Source organism: Streptomyces sp. TOM-9 (assembly GCF_056858595.1).
Genome location: NZ_JBXEQB010000001.1, coordinates 5,360,001 through 5,382,679, shown reverse-complemented (window position 1 = coordinate 5,382,679; position 22,679 = coordinate 5,360,001). Strand labels below are relative to the sequence as shown.

At 70.8% G+C, this 22,679-nt stretch carries 19 protein-coding genes and 2 rRNA genes (1 of these 21 only partly in view); 4 read left to right on the top strand and 17 right to left on the bottom strand.

Features of this window, described 5'->3' with window-relative positions:
• Positions 1–482 precede the first annotated feature (482 nt).
• From hemB to AC1VWI_RS25080, 7 genes are all read right to left on the bottom strand, one after another.
• Complete coding sequence (hemB, locus tag AC1VWI_RS25110; protein ID WP_499513272.1) at positions 483–1,484, bottom strand: porphobilinogen synthase; 1,002 nt, start codon at positions 1,482–1,484, stop codon at positions 483–485.
• A 156-nt stretch (positions 1,485–1,640) separates the two neighbouring features.
• Positions 1,641–3,368, bottom strand: coding sequence for a bifunctional uroporphyrinogen-III C-methyltransferase/uroporphyrinogen-III synthase (locus AC1VWI_RS25105; protein WP_499513271.1), 1,728 nt, complete (start codon positions 3,366–3,368; stop codon positions 1,641–1,643).
• A complete protein-coding gene (gene hemC / locus AC1VWI_RS25100) occupies positions 3,365–4,333 on the bottom strand; it encodes a hydroxymethylbilane synthase (protein WP_499513270.1) in 969 nt (322 codons plus the stop codon). Before hemC ends, AC1VWI_RS25105 begins: the two co-directional genes overlap by 4 nt.
• On the bottom strand, positions 4,330–5,748 hold the full coding sequence (locus AC1VWI_RS25095) for a glutamyl-tRNA reductase (protein WP_499513269.1): 1,419 nt from the start codon (positions 5,746–5,748) through the stop codon (positions 4,330–4,332). Before AC1VWI_RS25095 ends, hemC begins: the two co-directional genes overlap by 4 nt.
• A complete protein-coding gene (locus AC1VWI_RS25090; protein ID WP_499513268.1) occupies positions 5,745–6,515 on the bottom strand; it encodes a redox-sensing transcriptional repressor Rex in 771 nt (256 codons plus the stop codon). The genes AC1VWI_RS25095 and AC1VWI_RS25090 overlap by 4 nt, the downstream gene beginning before the upstream one ends.
• A gap of 131 nt (positions 6,516–6,646) precedes the next feature.
• A complete protein-coding gene (locus AC1VWI_RS25085; RefSeq protein ID WP_499513267.1) occupies positions 6,647–7,348 on the bottom strand; it encodes a 3'-5' exonuclease in 702 nt (233 codons plus the stop codon).
• Between the two features lie 114 nt (positions 7,349–7,462).
• The gene (locus AC1VWI_RS25080; protein ID WP_499513266.1) at positions 7,463–7,759 is read right to left on the bottom strand and encodes a glutaredoxin family protein; all 297 of its coding nucleotides are present in this window, start codon (positions 7,757–7,759) and stop codon (positions 7,463–7,465) included.
• Positions 7,760–7,868: 109 nt separating this feature from the next.
• Between AC1VWI_RS25080 and AC1VWI_RS25075 the strand changes: the two genes are divergently transcribed.
• From AC1VWI_RS25075 to AC1VWI_RS25065, 3 genes are all read left to right on the top strand, one after another.
• A complete protein-coding gene (locus AC1VWI_RS25075) occupies positions 7,869–8,789 on the top strand; it encodes an HAD family hydrolase (protein ID WP_499513265.1) in 921 nt (306 codons plus the stop codon).
• Positions 8,790–9,096: 307 nt separating this feature from the next.
• Entirely contained in the window at positions 9,097–9,891 is a 795-nt protein-coding gene (locus tag AC1VWI_RS25070) for an ECF subfamily RNA polymerase sigma factor, BldN family (RefSeq protein ID WP_499513264.1), read from the top strand.
• Between the two features lie 215 nt (positions 9,892–10,106).
• Positions 10,107–11,297, top strand: a complete 1,191-nt coding sequence (locus AC1VWI_RS25065; RefSeq protein ID WP_499513263.1) for a DUF5667 domain-containing protein — start codon at positions 10,107–10,109, stop codon at positions 11,295–11,297.
• Between the two features lie 89 nt (positions 11,298–11,386).
• On the opposite strand, the gene AC1VWI_RS25060 is transcribed toward AC1VWI_RS25065, so the two are convergent.
• From AC1VWI_RS25060 to AC1VWI_RS25040, 5 genes are all read right to left on the bottom strand, one after another.
• Positions 11,387–12,565 carry a lysophospholipid acyltransferase family protein gene (locus tag AC1VWI_RS25060; protein ID WP_499513262.1) on the bottom strand — a complete coding sequence of 393 codons (1,179 nt, stop codon included), beginning with the start codon at positions 12,563–12,565 and terminating at the stop codon, positions 11,387–11,389.
• A gap of 26 nt (positions 12,566–12,591) precedes the next feature.
• Complete coding sequence (locus AC1VWI_RS25055; protein ID WP_499513261.1) at positions 12,592–13,644, bottom strand: NAD-dependent epimerase/dehydratase family protein; 1,053 nt, start codon at positions 13,642–13,644, stop codon at positions 12,592–12,594.
• A 186-nt stretch (positions 13,645–13,830) separates the two neighbouring features.
• Positions 13,831–13,929, bottom strand: a complete 99-nt coding sequence (locus AC1VWI_RS25050) for a 30S ribosomal protein bS22 (RefSeq protein WP_003948845.1) — start codon at positions 13,927–13,929, stop codon at positions 13,831–13,833.
• Between the two features lie 107 nt (positions 13,930–14,036).
• Entirely contained in the window at positions 14,037–14,249 is a 213-nt protein-coding gene (locus AC1VWI_RS25045) for a helix-turn-helix domain-containing protein (RefSeq protein ID WP_018558718.1), read from the bottom strand.
• Positions 14,250–14,377: 128 nt separating this feature from the next.
• Positions 14,378–15,193 carry a phosphatase gene (locus AC1VWI_RS25040; RefSeq protein WP_499513260.1) on the bottom strand — a complete coding sequence of 272 codons (816 nt, stop codon included), beginning with the start codon at positions 15,191–15,193 and terminating at the stop codon, positions 14,378–14,380.
• 145 nt (positions 15,194–15,338) lie between these two features.
• Here AC1VWI_RS25040 and AC1VWI_RS25035 point away from each other — a divergent pair, with 145 nt between their 5' ends.
• Entirely contained in the window at positions 15,339–16,892 is a 1,554-nt protein-coding gene (locus AC1VWI_RS25035) for a GMC family oxidoreductase (RefSeq protein ID WP_499513259.1), read from the top strand.
• A gap of 47 nt (positions 16,893–16,939) precedes the next feature.
• Here the strand turns inward: AC1VWI_RS25035 and AC1VWI_RS25030 are convergent, their stop codons facing one another.
• The 5 genes from AC1VWI_RS25030 to AC1VWI_RS25010 form a co-directional block, all read right to left on the bottom strand.
• Complete coding sequence (locus AC1VWI_RS25030) at positions 16,940–18,115, bottom strand: acetoin utilization protein AcuC (RefSeq protein WP_499513258.1); 1,176 nt, start codon at positions 18,113–18,115, stop codon at positions 16,940–16,942.
• Positions 18,066–19,298 (bottom strand): MFS transporter, encoded by a 1,233-nt coding sequence (locus tag AC1VWI_RS25025; protein WP_499513257.1) that lies wholly within the window; start codon positions 19,296–19,298, stop codon positions 18,066–18,068. Before AC1VWI_RS25025 ends, AC1VWI_RS25030 begins: the two co-directional genes overlap by 50 nt.
• 43 nt (positions 19,299–19,341) lie before the next feature.
• Positions 19,342–20,001 (bottom strand): HAD family hydrolase, encoded by a 660-nt coding sequence (locus AC1VWI_RS25020; protein ID WP_499513256.1) that lies wholly within the window; start codon positions 19,999–20,001, stop codon positions 19,342–19,344.
• 109 nt (positions 20,002–20,110) lie between these two features.
• Positions 20,111–20,227 (bottom strand): 5S ribosomal RNA (rrf, locus tag AC1VWI_RS25015).
• Positions 20,228–20,292: 65 nt separating this feature from the next.
• Positions 20,293–22,679 (bottom strand): 23S ribosomal RNA (locus AC1VWI_RS25010); it runs 734 nt beyond the window's last position.

Here is a 22,679-nt window from a genome sequence, read left to right as displayed (position 1 = left end):
GCCGTTAAGTCCGAATCGCACCCAAAGCCACTTGATGTAATGAAATGCCGCACGGCCTGGAACCACGCCGTCCGCTTCCGCGTCCTGCGCGCGATCATCTGAAGGCACCACGCCCGAGCAGGCGGGAAGAGCGCCGCCACCCCTCCTTCGGCAGGTGACCGCCCCGGCTGCAGACCCGGCCGAGCATGATCACTCCTCTGCCGCCGATCACGCCCCGACCGGACCCGAACGGCACGGGCACCGCGGCACGTTGCCTCACCTGCCGAACGGCGGCACCGGCGATGCACACGGGGAAACGACCCGCTTGCCGAGGAGTGACAGCGGGTCAGGTGGGGCGTCCCGGCGCCTTGTCGCCGATCGCGGCCCTGGCCGGACTCGCCTGCCCGGCGCGGCTGTTCACCGGGAGCGGCGCCCGGTGCGCGGAAACGGCTCCGACGGCGGCCGATGGGCCGCCGTCGGAGCCGTCAGAGCCGTCGGAGCCGTCAGAGCTGGGCGGCCACCTCGGTCGCCCAGTAGGTGAGGATCAGCTGGGCGCCCGCGCGGCGGATGCCGGTCAGGGCCTCCATGATCGCCCGGTCGCGGTCGATCCAGCCGCGCTCGGCGGCCGCCTCGACCATCGCGTACTCGCCGCTGACCTGGTACGCCGCCACCGGCACGTCCACCGACTCGGCGACCTTCGCCACCACGTCCAGGTACGGCAGTCCGGGCTTCACCATGACCATGTCGGCGCCCTCGGCGACGTCCAGCGCCAGTTCGCGCAGCGACTCCCGCAGGTTCGCCGGGTCCTGCTGATAGGTCTTGCGGTCGCCCTTGAGCGAGGATCCGACGGCCTCCCGGAACGGCCCGTAGAACGCCGACGCGTACTTCGCCGTGTACGCCAGCACCGACACGTCCTGGTGCCCGGCGGCGTCCAGGGCACCCCGGATCACGCCGACCTGACCGTCCATCATGCCGCTGGGGCCGACGACGTGGACGCCGGCGTCCGCCTGGACCCGGGCCATCTCCGCGTACCGCTCCAGCGTCGCGTCGTTGTCCACCCGGCCCTCGGCGTCCAGCACGCCGCAGTGGCCGTGGTCGACGTGCTCGTCCAGGCAGAGGTCGGACATGACCACCAGGGCGTCGCCGACCTCGGCGACCACGTCGCGGATCGCCACCTGCAGGATCCCGTCCGGGTCCGTGCCGGGCGTTCCCACGGCGTCCTTCTTCTCGTCCAGCGGCACGCCGTAGAGCATGATCCCGCCCACGCCCGCCTCGGCCGCCTCCACGGCGGCCTTGCGGAGGGTGTCACGGGTGTGCTGGACGACGCCCGGCATGGCGGAGATCGGCACCGGCGCGTCGATGCCCTCGCGGACGAAAGCCGGGAGGATCAGCTCGGCGGGGTGCAGCCGGGTCTCCGCGACGAGGCGGCGCATCGCGGGCGTCGTGCGCAGCCGGCGGGGCCTCGTACCGGGGAACTGACCGTATCCGCTTCCGTTTCCGCTCATCACCGCGCCGCGCCTTTCTCCGTCCCGGGCCGTTTCCGCGTTCCACGGTACGCCCGTGTGCGCCGTGCTCATGCCGACCCGGTGTCGGCCCCGGAACGCGACGGCCCCCGGCTCCCAGGAGGGAGCCGGGGGCACGGAGAACACGGCCGGGTCCGGTCAGACGCGGGCCCTGCGCCGGGACCCGGGACGGCGCTCGCTGGGACGCGTCACGGGGTCGCCAGCGGCGATCGCCGCCTCGCGCCGCCGGACCCCGAAGTCCGCCAGCGCCTGCGCGAGCGCGTGGACAGACGGCTCCGGGGCCATCACGTCCACCCGCAGCCCGTGCTCCTCCGCGGTCTTCGCGGTGGCCGGGCCGATGCAGGCGATCACGGTCACGTTGTGCGGCTTGCCCGCGATGCCGACCAGGTTCCGCACCGTGCTGCTCGAGGTGAACAGCACCGCGTCGAACCCGCCGCCCTTGATCGCCTCACGGGTCTCCGCCGGCGGCGGCGACGCCCGCACGGTCCGGTAGGCGGTGACGTCGTCGACCTCCCAGCCGAGCTCCACGAGGCCCGCCACGAGGGTCTCCGTCGCGATGTCGGCGCGCGGCAGGAAGACCCGGTCGATCGGGTCGAAGACGGGGTCGTAGGGCGGCCAGTCCTCCAGCAGGCCCGCGGCGGACTGCTCGCCGCTGGGCACCAGGTCAGGCTTCACGCCGAAGTCCACCAGCGCCCGGGCGGTCTGCTCGCCCACCGCCGCGACCTTGATCCCGGCGAAGGCACGCGCGTCGAGCCCGTACTCCTCGAACTTCTCGCGGACGGCCTTGACCGCGTTCACCGAGGTGAAGGCGATCCACTCGTACCGTCCGGTGACCAGGCCCTTGACCGCGCGCTCCATCTGCTGCGGCGTACGGGGCGGCTCCACCGCGATGGTGGGCACCTCGTGCGGCACGGCACCGTAGGAGCGCAACTGGTCGGAGAGGGACGCGGACTGCTCCTTGGTGCGCGGGACGAGCACCTTCCAGCCGAACAGCGGCTTGGTCTCGAACCACGAGAGCAGGTCGCGCCGCGTGGTCGGCTCGCCGACCACGGCTATCGCCGCGATCGGGCCCTCCGGGGTGGGCAGCGCCTTCGTCGCCTTCAGCTCGGCCGCGATCGTCGACAGGGTCGCCGACCAGGTGCGCTGCCGGGTCGTCGTACCGGCGACGGTCACGGTCAGCGGGGTGTCCGGCTTGCGGCCCCCCGAGACCAGCTCCGCCGCGTTGGCGGCGACGGTCTGCAGGGTGGTGGAGACGACCAGGGTCGCGTCGCTCGTGCCCACCTCGCTCCAGCACCGTCCGGACGCGGTCGCGGCGTCCACGAACCGCACGTCGCCGCTGAGCGGCACGCCGGCGTACGCGGGCACGCCCACGGCCGCGGCCACGCCCGGGACGACCTCGAAGGGGATGCCCGCCTGCGCGCAGGCGAGCATCTCGGTGGCGGCCGCGGAGTCGAGTCCGGGATCGCCGGCGATCGCACGGACGACCCGCTTGCCGGTGCGCGCGGAGGCCATGAAAAGCTTGGCCGCGGCGGCCGAAGGGCTCAACTCCCCCTCGGCGTCGCCCGGCTGCGCCGTGTCCACGCCCGGCCGGGCATGGGTCCGTACGACGTCCAGCACGTGCTGGTCGCCGACCAGGACGTCGGCGTGGGCGAGCGCCTCGACGGCGCGCAGGGTCAGCAGCCCGGGGTCACCGGGCCCGGCACCGAGGAAGGTGACGTGCCCGTGGGCGGAACGCGGCGTACCCGTGCCCGCGGTCCCGGTGTGGCCCGCGGTTCCCGCGGTACCCGTCCTGCCTGCCGGTCCTGCCGGCCCGGCCGCGGTGGCGTCTGCGGTCGTGTTGGTCGCTGCGGCGGCGGTGGGGCTCAAAGTTCGCGCTCCCCCATAAGACCGGCCGTACCCTTGGCGAGCATCTCGGTGGCGAGCTCGTGGCCGAGGGCCACGGCTTCGTCCCGGGAGGCGGGGGTCGGACCGGTGATGGACATCTGCACCAGCGAGGAGCCGTCGGTGGTCCCGACGACACCGCGCAGGCGCAGCTCGGTGATCTGCCCGTCCACGACGGGGTCGGCCAGCGCGCCCACGGGCGCGGAGCAGCCGGCCTCGAGGGCGGCGAGCAGTGCGCGCTCGGCGGTCACGGCGGCCCGGGTGAACGGGTCGTCGAGCTCGGCGAGCACGCCGGCGAGCCCTGCGTCGTCCGCAGAGCACTCGACGGCCAGCGCCCCCTGTCCGGGAGCGGGCAGCACGACGTCGCAGGAGATCAGCTCGGTGGCCTCCGCGAGGCGGCCCAGCCGGCTGAGTCCGGCGGCGGCGAGCACGACGGCGTCGAGGTCGCCTGAGGCAACATATCCGATGCGCGTGTCCACGTTGCCGCGGATCGGCACGGTCTCCACGCGCACCCCCATCGAGCGGGCCCAGGCGTTCAGCTGCGCCATGCGGCGCGGCGAGCCGGTGCCGATGCGGGCGCCCCGGGGGGAGGCGGCCAGCTGCTCGAAGGTGAGGCCGTCGCGCGCGATCAGCGCGTCGCGCGGGTCCTCACGCAGGGGGACCGCGGCGAGGGTGAGGCCCTCGGGGTCGGCGGTCGGGAGGTCCTTGAGGGAGTGGACGGCGAAGTCGATCTCGCCGCGCAGCAGCGCGTCGCGCAGGGCGGAGACGAAGACGCCGGTACCGCCGATCTGCGCCAGGTGCTCACGCGAGACGTCGCCGTAGGTGGTGATCTCCACCAGCTCCACGTCGCGGCCGGTGATCCGGCGGACCTGTTCGGCCACCATGCCGGACTGCGCCAGCGCCAGCGCGCTGCGCCGGGTTCCCAGTTTCAGTGCGGTTGGGCTCGTCATGCCCGCCCTCGATTCGAGTCACTCGTTGCTGAAGCAGCCGACACCGCCGGCGGGACGGCCGCGGAGGGGATCACCGGCGTGCCCGGTGAGTCGGCCCTGCTGACCGCGGCGACCGCCTGGGGGTCCAGGTCGAAGAGTTCACGCAGCGCGTCGGCGTACCCGGCGCCACCGGGCTCGCCGGCGAGCTGCTTGACCCGCACAGTAGGCGCGTGCAGGAGTTTGTCGACGACGCGGCGCACGGTCTGGGTGACCTCCGCGCGCTGCCGTTCGTCCAGGTCGGGGAGGCGGCCGTCGAGACGCGCCAGCTCGGTGGCGACCAGGTCGGCGGCCATGGCGCGCAGGGCGACGACGGTCGGCGTGATGTGCGCGGCACGCTGGGCGGCGCCGAAGGCGGCCACCTCAGCGGAAACGATCTTTCGCACCTCGTCGACGTCGGCGGCCATCGGGGCGTCGGCAGCGGCCGCGGCGATGGTCTCCAGGTCGGTGACGTGGGCGCCGTCCAGGGAGTGCACCAGCGGGTCGATGTCGCGCGGCAGGGCGAGGTCGAGCATCCCGATGGGCGCGACGGGCTCGCCGCCGGAGCGCAGGGCCCGGGAGAGCGTGGCGCGGGCGACGGTGTCGGCGGTGAGCACCAGGCCGGTCGCCCCGGTGCAGGACACGACGATGTCGGCGTACGACAGCTCGCCGGCCAGGTCCTCCATGGACGCGGCGCGGCCGCCGACGCTCTCGGCGAGGCGCTCGGCGCGCTCCTGCGTGCGGTTGACGACCACGATCTCGCCCGCCCCCGCGCGGGCGAGGGTGGCCGCGGCGAGCGAGCTCATCGAGCCGGCGCCGACGACCAGGGCGCGCTTGCCCTTGCCCCACTCCTCGAAGGGGACGCCGCCGACGGCCTCGGCCATCTGCTCCAGGCCGAAGGTGACCAGCGACTGCCCGGCCCGGTCGATCCCGGTCTCGGAGTGCGCACGCTTGCCGACCCGCAGCGCCTGCTGGAACAGGTCGTTCAGGGACCGGCCCGCGGTGTGCAGCTCCTGGCCGAGCCCCAGGGTCTCCTTGATCTGACCGAGGATCTGGCCCTCGCCGACGACCATGGAGTCCAGGCCGCAGGCGACCGAGAACAGGTGGTGGACGGCCCGGTCCTCGTAGTGCACGTACAGGTGCGGGGTCAACTCGTCGAGACCGACCCCGCTGTGCCGCGCCAGCAGCGTGGACAGCTCGGCGACACCGGCGTGGAACTTGTCGACGTCCGCGTACAGCTCGATGCGGTTGCAGGTGGACAGCACCGCGGCCTCACCGGCGGGCTCGGCGGCCATGACGTCCAGCAGCAGCTTGCCCTTGGTGTCCTCACCGAGCGCCGCGCGCTCCAGGACGCTGACGGGGGCGGTGCGGTGGCTCAGTCCGACGACGAGGAGGCTCATGCCGGCATCACGGCGGGGACGTCCCCGTCAGGTCCCGGACGGCGGCCGCCGTCGCGGGCCGCCTTGGCCGCCACCGGGGGCGCCGCGAGGCTGCCCTCCAGCTCCTCGCCGGCCTTCCGCTGCTCGTGGAAGGCGAGGATCTGCAGCTCGATGGAGAGGTCGACCTTGCGGACGTCGACCCCGTCGGGGACGGTCAGCACGGTCGGGGCGAAGTTGAGGATCGAGGTGACCCCGGCGCCCACCAGGCGGTCGCAGACTTCCTGGGCGGCCCCGGCCGGCGTGGTGATCACGCCGATGGACACCTGGTTGTCGTGGACGATGCCCTCCAGCTCGTCCGCGTGCCGCACGGGCAGCCCGGCGATGAGCCGTCCCGTGAGCTGGACGTCCGCGTCGATGAGCGCGGCGATGCGGAAACCCCGGGAGGCGAAGCCGCCGTACCCGGCGAGCGCGGCCCCGAGGTTTCCCATGCCGACGATGACGACCGGCCAGTCCTGGGTGAGGCCCAGCTCGCGGGAGATCTGGTACACGAGGTACTCGACGTCGTAGCCGACCCCGCGGGTTCCGTACGAACCGAGGTAGGAGAAGTCCTTGCGCAGTTTGGCCGAGTTCACCCCGGCGGCGGCCGCGAGCTCCTCCGAGGACACGGTGGGCACCGATCGCTCGGACAACGCGGTCAGGGCCCGCAGGTACAGCGGGAGCCTGGCGACGGTGGCCTCGGGAATCCCTCGGCTGCGGGTCGCCGGTCGGTGAGTTCGGCCAGTTGCCACGATGCTCCTGCGGGTAGAGCTGGGCTGCGAGCGGCACCCGTCATTGGGACCGCCCCGTGCACGCCAGGCTATGTCTTTGTGAACGCGTGCACAAAGATGGTGTCCGATTTGCCCGGGGGAAGTGACCGGCATCACGCACCCCCATTACGGACATAAGAAACCTTCTGCTGCGACGGAACGTTCCACGCGGGCGCCCGGTCCGCACCCCGGCGCCCCACCCACAGCGCGTCCGCTCCGGCCAACTGCGGCCACTCGACCACCGCCGCGCGCGCCAGCGCCTTCTCGGTCTGCGCGGGTCCACCCGGGTGGTCCGGGACGTAGGAGGCGAAGAGCCGGGCCGTCGTACGGGCGTCGCCCAGCGCGGTGTGCGCGGTCCAGCCGGTCAGTCCGGCCGCCTCGGCGCACGCCAGCAGGCTCAGCCCGCCCGGGGCGGCCTCCCGCAGCGCGGCCATCCGCATGGTGCACAGTTCGGGGACGACGGGGAACTCCACGCCGAGCCGGGCGTACTCCGCCGCCAGGAACGCGCGGTCGCAGCCGACGTTGTGCCCCACCAGCACCCGCCCGCGCAGCAGCCCCAGCAGCCTCGGGGCGATCTGCCCGAACAGGGGTGCGCCGACCGCCTCGACGTGGCGGGGCTCGATGCCGTGGATGTGGGTGGGGCCGACCGGCCCCTCGGGGTCGACGAGGGTCGAGAACTCGCCCTCGTGCCCGAATTCGCTGTCGAGGAGCACCACGGCCAGCTCGACCACCCGGTGGCGCCGCGAACTGGAACCGGTGGCCTCCAGATCGACCACGGCGAAGCCGCCGCGCGCCTGAAGTCTGCCCGGGAGCACGCAGTCACCATCCTTACTCACGCACCCCCGCACTACACAAAACGCCTTGATGGTAATCGAGCACCCGCGTCCAGAGGAACACGCGCAAATCGCCCACCTGTCGCAACAGGGCCCTCAGGCGCCCAGCCCGCGCCGCAACCGGCCCTCGTCGACACGCCAGAAGGTGTGCTGTTCCCCGTCGATGAGGACGACCGGGATCTGCTCCCAGTACCGGTCGTGCAGCTCCTCGTCGCGCGTGATGTCCCTCTCCTCGAAGCGCGCGCCCAGGTCGTCGACGACCCTGCGGATCACCGTCCGCGCGTCGTCGCACAGGTGGCAGCCGGGCTTGGCGATCAGCGTCACCGTCCGATCCGCCGGGTTTCTCCGGGCATTGCGGGCATCGCGTCCGAACAGAGGGCTCATGCCGGCCATTCTGCCTCCGTCAACTCCCGACCCGCGGTAACACCCTCGTCGCGAGGAGTTCATTCACCTGCTCCATCGGTGCACCGGAGTTGCCCAACGGACTGGCTATGCTCGCCCCATGGCCGCTCTGCGATGGCTCACCCCCCGTAAGCGCTCCGCCACCGCGCGCAGCGTGCTGGCCGGCGAGGCCGCGGCGGAGGCCGCGCTCGCGGCACCCGTGGAGAAGAAGGACGACCGGGCGGGCGTCCCCGCGTTCCCCGTGGTCGGCGATCCGCACGCGGCCGCCTTCTTCGACCTGGACAACACCGTGATGCAGGGCGCCGCGATCTTCCACTTCGGGCGCGGCCTGTACAAGCGGAAGTTCTTCCAGAGCCGTGACCTCGCGCGCTTCGCGTGGCAGCAGGCGTACTTCCGGATCGCCGGGTCCGAGGACCCCGAGCACATGCAGGAGGTGCGGGAGAGCGCGCTCTCGATCATCAAGGGGCACCGCGTCGAGGAACTCATGTCCATCGGCGAGGAGATCTACGACGAGTACATGGCGGACAAGATCTGGCCCGGCACCCGCGCGCTCGCCCAGGCCCACCTCGACGCCGGACAGCGGGTCTGGCTGGTGACGGCCGCCCCGGTGGAGACGGCCACGATCATCGCCCGCAGGCTCGGCCTCACCGGCGCCCTCGGCACCGTCGCCGAGCACGTCGACGGCCTCTACACCGGCCGGCTGGTCGGCGAGCCGCTGCACGGCCCCTCCAAGGCCGAGGCGGTCAAGGCGCTCGCCGCCGCGGAGGGACTCGAACTCTCGCGCTGCGCCGCGTACAGCGATTCGTCGAACGACATCCCGATGCTGTCGCTCGTCGGACATCCATATGCGATCAATCCCGATACGCGGCTGCGCAAACACGCGCGCGAAAAGGGCTGGCGGCTGCGCGATTACCGCACCGGCCGCAAGGCGGTGAAGATCGGCATCCCGGCGGCCGCAGGCGTGGGCGCCGTGGCGGGCGGCGCGGCCGCCGCGATGGCCCTGCAACGCCGCCGCCGCTAGGGACGCGGGCGACACGCCCGGGTCACCCTCTGGCGCCCCGTCAGTTCACGGTGAGCCACACAGCCACAACACGCTCTCCACGCGAGCATTTCACGACGCTATGTGGTCAACACTGTTTCGGTGTTCGATAATTGATCGATCACCATTCCGCCAGAGAGTGGGCGGAACCGACGATTTCAGCAACTCGGTGTAGCGTCGCCTGTACGAAGCGTTATTCTCCTCAGACGCAAGCCGGTACCCACACGTCCCTACGACGGGTGAACGGTTCCGTACTGCACGTGATGGAAGTTCTGCCTCTGGGAGTCCCGTGTACCCACACACCGGGGTTGACGCCTCTGGCCTGGCTACGCTGCGCGCACTGGTGGCCGAGCACCTGCTGCGCGTCGTCCCCGCGCACGCCGTGCTCGTCCCCGCACTCGCCACGGCGGCAGCGCCCGCCGGCCGCGCCTACGCGCTGGCCGACGGCCGGGCCACGGTCGGCAGACGGTCCCGCAGCACCCAGCAGGCCGACCGGTCCACGGGCGCCACCCCGCGCCGGCCGGCGGCCGACAGTGACAGCGGACGCATGATGGACCTGGTCGAGCGCGCCCAAGCCGGCGAGACCGAGGCCTTCGGGCGCCTCTACGACCACTACTCGGACACCGTCTACCGCTACATCTACTACCGCGTCGGGGGCAAGGCCACCGCCGAGGACCTGACCAGCGAGACCTTCCTGCGCGCCCTGCGTCGCATCGGCACCTTCACCTGGCAGGGGCGTGACTTCGGCGCGTGGCTGGTCACCATCGCGCGCAACCTGGTGGCCGACCACTTCAAGTCCAGCCGCTTCCGGCTGGAGGTGACCACCGGGGAGATGCTCGACGCCAACGAGGTCGAGCCCAGCCCGGAGGACTGCGTCCTGGAGGCGCTGTCCAACGAGTCGCTGCTCAGGGCCGTCCGCAAGCTCAACCCCCAGCAGCAGGAGTGCGTGACGCTGCGCTTCCTGCAGGGGCTCTCGGTCGCCGAGACGGCCCGCATCATGGGCAAGAACGAGGGCGCGATCAAGACCTTGCAGTACCGCGCCGTACGGACCCTCGCCCGGCTCCTCCCCGACGACGCGCGATAGCGCAATGGATGGATCTTCATCTTGCGACTGCCTCCACGGTCCGATCATCATGACTGCGTAACCCAACTCGGGCGGCACTCGTTGCATCACATGCGGACCCCCCAATGCCGTGCTCTGCCCGCTTCCGATCACTCGATCGGGTGGAAAGGCTCAAGGTGCACAACCTTGAAGGCACTACGGGGAGTCGAGGTGGATGACGAGAGGAGGTGCCGCCCGTGATCGCGAATCCAACGGCGCACCGGCGGGCTAACGCCTTCGCCGACGCCCTCGAGGGCGAAGGCCCCCAGACGGGTGCCGGCGTACAGCACGGCGCCCACGCCGCGGACCGGCATGCGGATCCGGGCCAGGGCACGTTCCTGGCCCTGGCGGACGCCCTGCGGGACGTACCGCGACCGACGCTGGACCCGGAGACCAAGACCGTCCAGCGTGCCCAGTTGATCGCCGCCATGGAGGCCGCGCTCGCCGACGGCACCCTGACGGTTCCCGTACAACGCGACGGCGGCCGGGGCGCGCACCGCGCCGACGGCCGCGGTCTCGGCAAGCTGAAGCCGCGCTCCGCGTGGTCGCGCAGGCTCGCCGCCGGCGGCCTCTCCGTCGGTGTGGCGGCCGGCGCCCTCGGCGGCGTCGCCGCCGCGAGCACGGACGCGCTGCCCGGCGACACCCTCTACGGCCTCAAACGGGGCATGGAGGACATGCGCCTCAACCTCGCCGACGACGACGCCGACCGCGGCAAGGTCTACCTCGACCTCGCCTCCACCCGGCTCCAGGAGGCGCGCCGCCTCATGGAACGCGGCCGGGGCGGCGAGCTCGACGACGAGTCGGTGGGCGAGATCCGCAGGGCGCTGTCGGGGATGCAGCAGGAGGCCTCCGAGGGCCACCGGCTGCTCGCCGCCGCGTACCGCAAGGACGGTTCGCTGCAGCCGATCGAGACGCTCTCCGCGTTCTCCAGCAGCCACCGCAAGGGCTGGACCGAGCTGCGCGGCAAGCTCCCCTCCCGGCTCGACGACGTGGGCAACAAGGTCACCTCCGTCTTCGACGCCATAGAGGACGAAGTGGCCCCGCTGCAGAGGCTGTTGCCGCCCTCCACCGGCTCCGGCCACGGTGACGGCCGCGGCGTCCCGGGCAGCGGCGACCGCTCCGCGAGCGGCACCCGCGGGCCCTCGCCCTCGGTCAGCGGCTCCGCGAGCGGGTCCGCCGACGAGCGCGGAGACGACAAGGCCAGCCCTTCGGCGTCGCGCAGTTCGGACAGCGGCCTCATCGGCGGCACCGGCGATCTGCTCGACCCCACGCCGACCGGCAGCACCTCGGGCGGCGACGGCACCCAGCCGTCGGTCACCCTCCCGCCGCTGCTGCCCGGGCTGCTCCCGGGCCTCGGGCTCAGCGCCGAGGACGACCGGGGCGACTGAGCGGGGACCTCACGGCGGTGGGCCGGGGCGCCATGCCCCGGCCCACCGCCGTGTCCGGCTCCTGCGGGCCGGACACACGGCCCGAAGCCTCAGAAGAAGACCGAGCGGCGCTGCACCAGCAGCTTGTAGAGGGTGTGCTGGATGGTCTCGCGTACCTGGTCGGTCAGGTTGAAGACCAGCATCGGGTCCTCGGCCGCCTCCGGCGCGTAGCCGTCCGTAGGGATCGGCTCGCCGAACTGGATCGTCCACTTCGTCGGCAGCGGCACCATGCCCAGCGGCCCCAGCCACGGGAACGTCGGCGTCACCGGGAAGTACGGGAAGCCCAGCAGCCGGGCCACCGTCTTGGCGTTGCCGACCATCGGGTAGATCTCCTCCGCGCCCACGATCGAGCACGGGACGATCGGCACCCCTGTCTTGAGCGCGGTCGCGACGAAGCCGCCCCGCCCGAAGCGCTGCAGCTTGTAGCGCTCCGAGAAGGGCTTCCCGAGCCCCTTGAAGCCCTCGGGCATCACGCCGACCACCTCGCCGCGTTCGAGCAGCAGCTGGGCGTCCTCCGCGCAGGCGAGGGTGTGCCCGGCCTTGCGGGCCAGCTCGTTGACGAGCGGCAGCACGAACACCAGGTCCGCCGCCAGCAGTCGCAGGTGCCGCCCCGCGGGATGGTGGTCGTGGACGGCGACCTGCATCATCAGCCCGTCCATCGGCAGCGTCCCGGAGTGGTTGGCCACCACGAGGGCACCGCCCTCGGCCGGGATGTTCTCGATGCCCTTCACCTCGACCCGGAAGTACGACTCGTACAGCGGCCGGAGCAGCGACATCAGGACCTGGTCGGTGAGCTCCTCGTCGTAGCCGAAGTCGTCGACCTCGTAGTCGCCGGTGATCCGGCGGCGCAGGAAGGCCAGCCCGTGCGCCACCCGGCGCTCCCAGGGCCCGCCCAGCAGCCGGTCCGCGGCCGAGCCGAGCGCGGCGACCAGCGGGCCGCCCGGTGTGCCGGGGTGCCGCTCAGCGCCCTCCGCCGCCGCCTGCGCGCCCTCGGACGCCTCACCGGCACCATCGGTGCCGGGGGTGTCCGCGGAGGCCGTCACGGCGTCCTGGACGGCGTCGGGCTCCGCGGCGACGCGCACGGCCCGCTCCTCCACCGGCAGCGCGGCCACCGCGTTCCCGGTGTCGCCGCCCGCCTTTCCGCGGGCCGCGGCCCGCCCGCGCGACCGCGGCGCCCCCCTCCGCGTCCGGGTGTCCTCGTCGAACGGGATGACCTTGGCGTCCGCCATGGTGCGGTTCCTCCTCGCAGCATTGCTCACGAGCTCAGTCCTCGGGGGCCGCCCGCGGGGACCAGCGCGGCGAGCCGGTCGACGGCCTCGGCGAGCCGGTCCGGCGGCAGCAGGCCGGGGCCGTGGCTGCGGGCGAAGTCGCCGAAGGTCTCGGCGGTGGTGTACTTCGGGGTGAAGCCGAGCGTCTCGCGCATCTGCGTGGTGTCCACGACCCTGCCGTGGGTGAGCAGCCGGATCTGCTCGCGCGAGAAGTCGGTGACGCCGGCGGTGCGCAGCATCTGCCCCACCCAGGTGACGGCGGGCAGCAGCACCGGCACCGTGGGCTTCCCCAGCCGTCGCGCGGTCTGCGACAGCAGGAGCACTCCGTCACCTGCGATGTTGAACGTGCCGCTGTTGATCGTCCCGTTGCGCTCGTCGCGCAGGGCCAGCATCAGGACGTCGACGACGTCGTCCTCGTGCACGAACTGCAGCCGCGGGTCGTAGCCGAGCACGGTCGGCAGCACCGGCAGCGCGAAGTACTCGGCGAGCGGGGTGTCGGCCCGCGGGCCGAGGATGTTGGCGAACCGCAGAACCGATACGGCAACGTCCGGGCGACGCCGTGCGAAGCCGCGTACGTATCCCTCGACTTCCACCGCGTCCTTCGCGAAGCCGCCGCTGGGCAGCGACTTGGGCGGCATGGACTCGGTGAAGACCGCCGGGTCACGGGGCGCCGAGCCGTACACGCTCGTCGTGGACTTCACCACCAGGCGGCGCACCGTCGGGGCCTTCTGGCAGGCGCCCAGCAGCTGCATCGTGCCGATGACGTTGGTCTCCTTGACCGCGGTCCGGCTGCTGCGGCCGGGCAGCGTGCCGCTGACGTCCATGTGGACCACCGTGTCCACCGAGTGCTCCGCCAGCACCTTCGCGATCATCGGGTGCCTGATGTCGGCACGGACGAACTCCGCGCCGCCCAGATGGTGCGGGGGCGGCATCGTGTCGACCCCGATCACCCGGTCGACGTCGGGGTCGCGCATCACGCGTCGTACCAGCCGGCCGCCGAGCCGGCGGGCGACTCCGGTCACGAGCACCACTTTGCCCAAGATCAGCGCCTTCCCTCGCACCGCATGTACGCACCGTATCGGTTCGATGTTGCGCCGTGATGACGCCCGAACGTACGAGCACCGTCAAGGAGGGCCCGGCCGGCGGTCCCCCCGGGAACGCGACTGCCCTCCCGCCCCCACGGTCCGTGGGGGCGGGAGGGCAGTGAAGTGCGACGCGTAGCTCGCTTACTTCTTGTTGCGACGCTGCACACGCGTACGCTTCAGCAGCTTGCGGTGCTTCTTCTTGGCCATACGCTTGCGCCGCTTCTTGATGACAGAGCCCACGACTACCCTCGCTTCGTTTTCACTCGGTGCGGGGCGTCCGAGCCCACACGACCTACGTCGGCACAGCCTACCCGTCCGCAAGCGCCGAGTAGAAACCGAGGCGGTCGTCAGGCAGTTTCCCCCACCCCCACGTAGGACTCCCGAAGATAGTCATGGACGGCCTGCTCCGGCACCCGGAAGGACCTCCCCACCCGGATCGCCGGCAGATGACCGCTGTGCACCAGCCGGTACACGGTCATCTTGGACACTCGCATCACCGCGGCGACCTCTGCCACGGTCAGGAACACGACCTCGTTGAGAGGCCTCTCGCTTGAAGCCATGACACACCTGAACCTTCCGCACATGACGGGCACCGGCTTCCCCTCCGGTGACTCCCTCTCGCACGTGCGCTCCTCCCCAGATTAGGTGCGGGTGATGCAAGTGGGGAAGAGGAGTAGCGATCGGTTGACTACTGTGACAGACACGCTCGATTGAGTACATAGCGCGTAAGCGGTCGGTAGTAATCGGACCGCACAGCGTCATCAAGCGGAACCACGACCGAAACCCTGCCCTCCGCCTCGGCGACGAAGACCGCGGGGTCGTCCGCATCGGCCAGCCCGATGGCCTCGATGCCCAGCTGACCTGCTCCGCAGACCCAGCCGTGGTCTCCCACCACGAGGCTCGGCAGCAGTCCCCCGCGTCCTGTCGCACCGGCCAGCGCGGCCCGAACCGGGAGCGGGGAGTGCGTGTGTACCGCCGGCGCACCACGGGCGCCCTCACCCGGCGCATCCCGGACCGTCGCGACGCCCCCTACGTACCAGAGGTTGTACGTGCGTAGGCCGAATTGCGTCGCCATGTCGATACATCGGCCATGCGATGGGGTGAGGACGGGACATCCCGCCGCCGACAGCCCGGCCGCCAATCCGGCGTAGAAGCCGAGCAGCCGATGCGGGTGACCAGTACCGATGAGGACGGGCTCCCTGCGCCCCGCGGCCTCCTTCAGCCGGCCGGCGAAGGCCTCGAGCCCCGCGAGCGTGCGGTCCGGGTCGATCACATCCTGCCCGGAAGTGTGCCCCGGGTCAGGCGAAACCCCACATCGGTCGGCCATCAACCGCAGGAGGCCGGACTGCGTCCAAGCCCGCGCCGGCTCCAGCCCCAGCGTCTGCCGCGGATCACCCGCGGCGAACAGCCGATAGCTGCGCAGGCTCTTCTCCCGCGGTGTCGTCACGACCCCCGCGATCCCCGCCCCCACCAGATGCGCCCGCAGCGCGGCAACAGTCACCACGCGCCGATGGTGGCCTCCCCCGCCTTCCTCACGTGCCGGAACGGCCCGGACGTCACTCCCGAGGGGCGGCCGTTCGGGTCGGCGTGCCCGGCGAAACCCTCCGTACAATGCGGACATAGCGCGCGACAGTGACGGGAGGACCCCCGTGGCCGACACCTCCGCCGACGCGGGCGAGTTCGACTACGTCGTGGTGGGGGCGGGATCCGCGGGGTGCGTGCTCGCCGCCCGCCTCTCCGAGGACGACGCGGCCCGCGTGCTGCTCCTGGAGGCCGGCGGGGCGGCCCACCCTCCGGAGGTCTCCGTCCCCGCGGCCTGGCCCGGCCTGCTCGGCACCCCCCTGGACTGGGCGGACCGCACCGTGCCGCAGACCGGGACCGGCCTTGCCGTGCCGTGGCCCCGAGGCCGCGGCCTGGGCGGCAGCTCGGTCATCGACGCCATGAACTTCCTGCGCGGCCACCGCTCCGGCTACGACGCCTGGGCCGCCGAGGGCGCGCAGGGCTGGGGCTGGGACGACCTGCTGCCCTGCTTCCGCCGCAGTGAGGACCTCACCGGCGTCCCGGGCCGCGACCCGGAACTGCGCGGCATGGAAGGACCCCTGCGGGTCGGCCCCGCCACCGACCGTCACCCCGTCGCCCGGGACTTCCTGCGCGCAGCCGTCGACGCCGGCCACCCCGAGGCGGGCGACCTCGCCGGCGGCCTGGAGGAGGGGTTCGGCTGGGGCGACCTCAGCATCGCCGACGGCGTACGCCAGGACGCCGCCACGGCCTACCTGCGCCCGGCACGGCACCGGCCGGGCCTGCACGTGCTGACCGGGGCCCTGGCGCACCGGGTCCTCCTGGCCGGCGACCGCTGCACCGGCGTGGAGTACGCCGTGGACGGCGGACTGCGCACCGCCCGCTGCTCCCCGTCGGGGCAGGTGGTCCTGGCCGCGGGCGCGGTCGGCACCCCGCAACTGCTCATGCTCTCCGGCATCGGCCCCCGCAACCACCTGCGCCACTGGGGCATCCCCACCGCCGTGCACCTGCCCGGCGTCGGCTCCCACCTGCTGGACCACGTGGTCTGCGGCGTCGTCGTACGGGCCCCCCGCCCCGTCCCGCCGGGCGCCAACAACCACGGCGAGGTCCAGGGCCTGATCCGCACCCGGCCCGACGCACCGGGCCCCGACGTGCAGTTGCAGGTCGTCGACGTCCCGATCCGCGAGGAGAGCCTGCCCGGACCGGCCGTCGGCGAAGGCTGGACGATCATGGTCGCCCTCATGGCGCCGTACGGCCACGGAACGGTCCGGCTCTCCACCACCGCCCCCGGCGCCCCACCGCTCATCGACCCCCGCTACTACGCCGACATCCGCGACCTCGACACCATGGTGCGGGGCCTGGACGCGGCCCGGGAGATCGCCGCCGGCCCCGCGCTGGCGGACTGGTACGGCGAGGAGGTCCTCCCCGGCCCGGACACCACCGGCGGCACCGAGCTGCGCGCCTACCTCGGCCGCAACCTGCGCTCCTACAACCACTACGCGGGCACCTGCCGCATCGGCACCGACGCGTACGCCGTCGTCGACCCCGCCCTGCGGGTGCGCGGTGTCGACGGCCTGCGCGTGGCCGACGCCTCGGTGATGCCGGCCCCGGTCTCGGCCAACACCAACGCCACGGTCTACGCCATCGCCGAACGTGCGGCGGAACTGCTGCGGGCCGGCGCCTGACCACTCCTCGCCGGGCCCGGCCGTGCCCGGGGCCTGGCCGGGTACACCTAGGGCAGCAGCCCGTGCAGCGGGAAGACCGCCCGCCGGGTCGCCAGGATCGCCTGGTCCAGCCGGTCCGCCGGGTCGTACCCCGCGTCGTGGAACCCGGTGAACGCCGCGTCCCGGCCGTCCGTCATCCGCAGCGGCCCCATCTGCCGCGTCCTGCGGTACACCTCCGCCCGCCACTCCTCGGGCGTCGCCGCCTCCGGCGCGACCGGCTGCCCGGCGGCGATGCCCACCAGGTGCGTCCACGTCCGGGGCACCACGTCGACCACCGCGTAACCGCCCCCGCCCAGGGCGACCCAGCGGCCCTCGGCGTGCTCGTGCGCTAGGGCGTGCAGCGCCTCCGCCACCGCCCGCTGCGCGTCCAGGCTCACCGCGAGATGCGCCAGCGGGTCCTCGAAGTGCGTGTCCGCGCCGTGCTGGGTCACCAGCACCTGCGGCCGGAAGGCCGCGAGCAGCTCCGGGACGACCGCGTCGAACGCCCTCAGCCAGCCCTCGTCCCCGGTGCCGGCCGGCAGCGCCACGTTCACCGCGCCGCCCTGCGCCTCCGGGCCGCCGGTCTCCTCCGGCCAGCCGGTCTGCGGGAAGAGCGTGCGCGGGTGCTCGTGCAGCGAAATCGTCAGCACGCGCGGGTCGTCCCAGAAGGCCGTCTGGACGCCGTCCCCGTGGTGCACGTCCACGTCCACGTACGCGACGCGCTCCGCGCCCAGCTCCAGCAGCCGGGCGACGGCCAGCGCGGCGTCGTTGTAGACGCAGAACCCGGAGGCCATCCCGGGCATCGCGTGGTGCAGCCCGCCCGCGAAGTTCACCGCGTGCGTCACCTCGCCGCGCCACACCGCCTCGGCCGCCCCCACCGACTGGCCCGCGATCAGCGCCGAGACCTCGTGCATGCCCTCGAACGCCGGGGTGTCCTCGGTGCCGAGGCCGTACGCCAGTTCCGTCATGCCCTTGGGGTCGGCGGAGGCGCGGCGCACCGCCGCCACGTACTCCGCGTCGTGCACCAGGCGCAGCGTCGAATCGCCGGCCGCGGGGGCCGCGGCCACGGTCACCGCCCGGTCCAGACCGAAGGCCCGGACCAGCCCCATGGTCAGTGCGAGCCGCACCGGGTCCATCGGGTGGCCGCGACCGAAGTCATAGCCCGTTACCTGCTCGTCCCACATCAGCTGTGCGCGGCCGCTCATGGTCGACACCGTATCGGGCGGGCTCCGCCCCGAACGAGCGGGCGTACAGCAGCGTCGCCGTCACCAGCAGCATCGGGACCAGCATCGCCCCCCGGTAGCTCCACGCGTCGCCCAGCGCGCCCACCAGGGGCGAACCGACCAGGAAACCCACGTAGTTGAAGATGTTCAGCCGGGCGATCGCCGTGTCCGACGCCCCCGGGAAGAGCCGCCCGGCGGCCGCGAACGTCTGCGGCACGATCACGCACAGCCCCAGGCCCAGCAGCGTGAACCCCGCCATCCCCACCCACGCGCCCGGCGCGGCCGCGACCACCGCGAAGCCCGCCGCCGCCACCAGCGCGCCCGCGCGCACCACCGCCGCCGCCCCAAACCGCCGCACCCCGAAGTCGCCGACCGCACGGCCCAGGAGCGTGGTGACCATGTAGACGTTGTACGGGACCGTCGCCAACTGCTCGGAGCTGCCGAGCACGTCCTGCAGGTACTTCGCGCTCCAGTTGGAGACGGTGGAGTCCCCGATGTACGCGAAGGCCATCACCATGCAGAGCGGGAGCAGCAGCCGCATCGTCACCGCGGTCGCGGCCGGCGAGGCCACCGCGTCCTGCCCGTCCGGGACATCGGCCTTCTGGTCGACGTACCAGCGACTGCCCACCAGCGTCAGCGGGATCAGCACCGCGACCACCGGCCCGTAGAGCACCGCCAACGACAGGTGCCAGTGCGCCCCCGCCCAGGCCAGCGACGCCCCCAGAATGCCGCCGAAGCTGTACGCGGCGTGGAAGCCCAGCATGATGCTGCGCCCGTACGCGCGCTGCAGGCTCACCCCGAGCATGTTCATGGACGCGTCCAGGGCGCCGACGCATATCCCGAAGACGGCCAGCGCCGTCGCCAGCTGCCACAACGCGTCCCCTGCGCCGGCGCCCAGCAGCGCCAGGCACACCACGGGCTGCACCCAGCGCAGCACCACGCTCGGCCGCACCCGCTTGACCAGGTGCTCGGTGACGACGCTGCCCACGCCCGCCAGGACGGGCACCGCGGCCAGGAACACGGGCAGCAGCGCGTCACTGATGCCGTAACGGTCCTGCAGCGCCGGGATCCGGGTCACCAGCAGCGCGAACGCCGCCCCCTGCGCGAAGAAACTGACGGCCAACGAGGCCCGTCCGTGGCGCAATCCGCCGTCGATGCCGTCCATGAGCGTGCAGCGTAGGGCCGCGGGCTACGGACGGGTAGGTCGATCACACGAACAGTTTCGCGGGCAGCTCCGCCATGTCCGCGAACAACTCCCGCGCCCCGGCGCCCGCTCCCGCCAGCTTCTCCGCCGGCGTCATCGCCGTGAAGCCGTACGCGTCCATCCCGGCCGCCACCGCGGCCTGCACCCCGAGCGGACTGTCCTCCACCACGGCGCACCGCTCCGGCGCCACGCCCATCGTGCGCGCCGCGTGCAGGAACAGGTCGGGTGCCGGCTTCCCGCGCCCGACGTCCTGGGCGCTGAAGATCCGCTCCTCGTCGAAGTACCCGTACAGTCCGGTCTTCTTCAGCGCCACCCGGATCCGCTCGTGGCTGCCCGAGGACGCGACGCAGTACGCCACCCCGTCCGCCGCCAGTTTCCCCAGCACGGTCGCCACGCCCGGTACCGGTTCCAGTTGACGCCGGAAGCCCTCGAAGACCCGTGCGTAGTACGTGGCGTCGAAGTCCTCCGGCAGCCGCTGCCCCGTGCGCTCGGCAACGAGGTCGTGGACGCGGTGCATCGCGGAGCCCATGTAGTCGCGGACGGACTCCTCGTACGTGGTGGGGTGGCCCAACTCCGTCAGCAGGCCCGCCAGGATGCGGTTGGCGATCGGCTCGCTGTCCACGAGCACGCCGTCGTTGTCGAAGATGACCAGGTCGTAGCGCACCGCCCCACTGTAGTCGGGCACCGGATCCGGCCGGCCCGGCACGTTTTCGGGGACAACGCAAAAAAGCCTCAGCCCCCGAGTCGAAACTCAGGGGCTGAGGCTAATAATTGTTCGGCGGCGTCCTACTCTCCCACAGGGTCCCCCCTGCAGTACCATCGGCGCTGAAAGGCTTAGCTTCCGGGTTCGGAATGTAACCGGGCGTTTCCCTAACGCTATAACCACCGAAACACTATGAAACTGTCGAACCAACGGTTCGTTGTTTCAGAACTACACAGTGGACGCGAGCAACCTATGGACAAGCCCTCGGCTTATTAGTACCGGTCAGCTCCACCCATTACTGGGCTTCCACATCCGGCCTATCAACCCAGTCGTCTACTGGGAGCCTTAACCCCTCAAGGGGGTGGGAGTCCTCATCTCGAAGCAGGCTTCCCGCTTAGATGCTTTCAGCGGTTATCCCTCCCGAACGTAGCCAACCAGCCATGCCCTTGGCAGGACAACTGGCACACCAGAGGTTCGTCCGTCCCGGTCCTCTCGTACTAGGGACAGCCCTTCTCAAGACTCCTACGCGCACAGCGGATAGGGACCGAACTGTCTCACGACGTTCTAAACCCAGCTCGCGTACCGCTTTAATGGGCGAACAGCCCAACCCTTGGGACCGACTCCAGCCCCAGGATGCGACGAGCCGACATCGAGGTGCCAAACCATCCCGTCGATATGGACTCTTGGGGAAGATCAGCCTGTTATCCCCGGGGTACCTTTTATCCGTTGAGCGACGGCGCTTCCACAAGCCACCGCCGGATCACTAGTCCCTACTTTCGTACCTGCTCGACCCGTCAGTCTCACAGTCAAGCTCCCTTGTGCACTTACACTCAACACCTGATTGCCAACCAGGCTGAGGGAACCTTTGGGCGCCTCCGTTACTCTTTAGGAGGCAACCGCCCCAGTTAAACTACCCACCAGACACTGTCCCTGATCCGGATCACGGACCGAGGTTAGACATCCAGCACGACCAGAGTGGTATTTCAACGACGACTCCACAATGGCTGGCGCCACTGCTTCAAAGTCTCCCACCTATCCTACACAAGCCGAACCGAACACCAATATCAAGCTGTAGTAAAGGTCCCGGGGTCTTTCCGTCCTGCTGCGCGAAACGAGCATCTTTACTCGTAGTGCAATTTCACCGGGCCTGTGGTTGAGACAGTCGAGAAGTCGTTACGCCATTCGTGCAGGTCGGAACTTACCCGACAAGGAATTTCGCTACCTTAGGATGGTTATAGTTACCACCGCCGTTTACTGGCGCTTAAGTTCTCAGCTTCGCCCCACCGAAATGGAGCTAACCGGTCCCCTTAACGTTCCAGCACCGGGCAGGCGTCAGTCCGTATACATCGCCTTACGGCTTCGCACGGACCTGTGTTTTTAGTAAACAGTCGCTTCTCGCTGGTCTCTGCGGCCACCACCAGCTCAGGGAGCAAGTCCCCTCACCAGCAATGGCCCCCCTTCTCCCGAAGTTACGGGGGCATTTTGCCGAGTTCCTTAACCACAGTTCACCCGAACGCCTCGGTATTCTCTACCTGACCACCTGAGTCGGTTTAGGGTACGGGCCGCCATGAAACTCGCTAGAGGCTTTTCTCGACAGCATAGGATCATCCACTTCACCACAATCGGCTCGGCATCAGGTCTCAGCCTCATGAGTGGCGGATTTGCCTACCACTCGGCCTACACCCTTACCCCGGGACAACCACCGCCCGGGCTGGACTACCTTCCTGCGTCACCCCATCGCTCACCTACTACTGGATAGGTTCAGCGGCTCCACCACTCCCCATCACTCCGAAGAGATCAAGGGCGGCTTCACGGCCTTAGCATCACCAGATTCAGCGCTGGCGCTTCAAAGCGGGTACCGGAATATCAACCGGTTGTCCATCGACTACGCCTGTCGGCCTCGCCTTAGGTCCCGACTTACCCTGGGCAGATCAGCTTGACCCAGGAACCCTTAGTCAATCGGCGCAAGAGTTTCCCACTCTTGTATCGCTACTCATGCCTGCATTCTCACTCGTGAACCGTCCACGACTCCCTTACAGGGCCGCTTCACCCGGCACACGACGCTCCCCTACCCATCACAGCCTCCGTTGGGAGTATTGCTGCAATGACACGACTTCGGCGGTACGCTTGAGCCCCGCTACATTGTCGGCGCGGAATCACTTGACCAGTGAGCTATTACGCACTCTTTCAAGGGTGGCTGCTTCTAAGCCAACCTCCTGGTTGTCTGTGCGACTCCACATCCTTTCCCACTTAGCGTACGCTTAGGGGCCTTAGTCGATGCTCTGGGCTGTTTCCCTCTCGACCACGGAGCTTATCCCCCGCAGTCTCACTGCCGCGCTCTCACTTACCGGCATTCGGAGTTTGGCTAAGGTCAGTAACCCGGTAGGGCCCATCGCCTATCCAGTGCTCTACCTCCGGCAAGAAACACACGACGCTGCACCTAAATGCATTTCGGGGAGAACCAGCTATCACGGAGTTTGATTGGCCTTTCACCCCTAACCACAGGTCATCCCCCAGGTTTTCAACCCTGGTGGGTTCGGTCCTCCACGCGGTCTTACCCACGCTTCAACCTGCCCATGGCTAGATCACTCCGCTTCGGGTCTTGGGCGTGCGACTGAGTCGCCCTATTCGGACTCGCT

Coding starts and splice junctions, on each gene's coding strand:
- hemB (WP_499513272.1), bottom strand. CDS start 1,484: ATGAGCGGAAACGGAAGCGGATACGGTCAGTTCCCCGGTACGAGGCCC.
- hemC (WP_499513270.1), bottom strand. CDS start 4,333: ATGACGAGCCCAACCGCACTGAAACTGGGAACCCGGCGCAGCGCGCTG.
- AC1VWI_RS25095 (WP_499513269.1), bottom strand. CDS start 5,748: ATGAGCCTCCTCGTCGTCGGACTGAGCCACCGCACCGCCCCCGTCAGC.
- AC1VWI_RS25080 (WP_499513266.1), bottom strand. CDS start 7,759: ATGGCCGGCATGAGCCCTCTGTTCGGACGCGATGCCCGCAATGCCCGG.
- AC1VWI_RS25075 (WP_499513265.1), top strand. CDS start 7,869: ATGGCCGCTCTGCGATGGCTCACCCCCCGTAAGCGCTCCGCCACCGCG.
- AC1VWI_RS25060 (WP_499513262.1), bottom strand. CDS start 12,565: ATGGCGGACGCCAAGGTCATCCCGTTCGACGAGGACACCCGGACGCGG.
- AC1VWI_RS25045 (WP_018558718.1), bottom strand. CDS start 14,249: ATGGCTTCAAGCGAGAGGCCTCTCAACGAGGTCGTGTTCCTGACCGTG.
- AC1VWI_RS25030 (WP_499513258.1), bottom strand. CDS start 18,115: ATGAGCGGCCGCGCACAGCTGATGTGGGACGAGCAGGTAACGGGCTAT.
- AC1VWI_RS25025 (WP_499513257.1), bottom strand. CDS start 19,298: ATGGACGGCATCGACGGCGGATTGCGCCACGGACGGGCCTCGTTGGCC.